General features: G+C 61.4%; 1 protein-coding gene. It reads right to left on the bottom strand.

Annotated elements, in window-relative coordinates; genetic code table 11:
* Positions 1-319: MBL fold metallo-hydrolase (locus SB764_RS39075; protein WP_410866623.1), on the bottom strand; the 319-nt coding region annotated here is incomplete at both ends.

Here is a 319-nt window from a genome sequence, read left to right as displayed (position 1 = left end):
ATCTCCGTGTAATGCGCATCCGTCAGTTCGTAGTGCAGGTGCCCGAGGTGGCCGATGCAGAGGCCGGCGATCTCGAAGATGAAGATCGAGTTGCCATCCTGCTGCGATCCGCCGAGGCCGTAGCTGAAGCGGATGTCCGTCGTGACGTTGCGGATATAGGCGTCGCCGACGACGAGATCGACCTTGGCCTTTTCGCCGGGGATATCGCTCCAGCCGTGCAGCACGTGCTTGATCGCCGGATCCGGAGTGAGCGTGTAATGCGTCTGGTGCGCCTTGTTCATGGTCACGACGTCAGGCGTCACCGAGGGCTGGTAGATGC

The sequence above is a fragment of the Paraburkholderia sp. SIMBA_027 genome (assembly GCF_046535315.1).
Classification (GTDB): Bacteria; Pseudomonadota; Gammaproteobacteria; order Burkholderiales; family Burkholderiaceae; genus Paraburkholderia; species Paraburkholderia tropica.
The sequence above is the reverse complement of the archived record's forward strand: the minus strand, read 5'-3'. Positions and strand labels throughout refer to the sequence as shown.